Source organism: Mesorhizobium silamurunense (assembly GCF_014843825.1).
GTDB lineage: Bacteria > Pseudomonadota > Alphaproteobacteria > Rhizobiales > Rhizobiaceae > Mesorhizobium > Mesorhizobium silamurunense.
This window is the reverse complement of sequence record NZ_JHQR01000475.1, coordinates 1-865: the sequence shown is the minus strand read 5'-3', so window position 1 is coordinate 865 and position 865 is coordinate 1. Positions and strand designations below refer to the sequence as shown.

Annotated in this window: 1 pseudogene; it reads left to right on the top strand. The window is 68.4% G+C overall.

The annotated features are described in order from the left end of the window. Positions 1-865: pseudogene (locus DH10_RS36070) on the top strand (NAD-glutamate dehydrogenase domain-containing protein); the annotation flags it as partial.

Below are 865 nucleotides of genomic sequence, written 5' to 3'. Positions count from 1 at the left end.
TCGCCGGCCGCCCTTGCCGAGCGCGAGGCGCGCGGCGAGCCGCTGACCAGGGCCGAGCTCGGCGTGCTGCTCGCCTATGCCAAGATCGTGCTGTTCTCCGACATCGTCGCCAGCGACGTGCCGGACGATCCGCATTTCGACCGCGACCTGATGGGCTATTTCCCGGAGCGCATGGCGAAGAAATTCGCCGGCGAAATCCGCGACCACCGGCTCCGGCGCGAGATCATCGCGCGCGTCGTCGCCAACGACCTCGTCAACCGCGGCGGGCCCTCCTTCGTCAACCGGCTGCAGGAAGCGACGGGACGCACCGCGGCCGCTGTCGTGCGCACCTTTGCCTTGGTGCGCGACGGTTTCGCGCTGCCTTCGCTCTACAGGGAGATCGACGCGCTCGACAACCATGTCGACGGCCAGATCCAGCTCGATCTCTACCAGGCGGTCAGCCGGCTTATCTTCATGACCAGCGGCTGGTACATGAAGAACGACCTCAGCTCGGCACCGCTCGGCCAGCGCATCGCCGAGCTGCAAGAGGCGCGCAAGGCTTTGGATCCGAAGCTCGCCTCGTTGCTGCCGGCCTTCTCGCGCGAGCGGATCGAGGATCGGCGGCATGGCCTGTTCAAGGGCGGCGCGCCCGAGAAGCTGGCCGAGAAGCTCGCGCTCGCCGAGGTCGGTGAACTGATCCCGGACATCGCGCTCACCGCGCGCACGGCCAATGCCGACATCGTCAGCGCGGCCAAGGCCTTCTTCGCCGTCAGCGACGCCTTCCGCATCCCGCGCGTCGAGGAGGCCGCGCGCTCGATCATGCCGCCGGACTACTACGACCAGCTGGCGCTGTCGCGCGCGACAGACACGATCGGCGCCGCAAGGC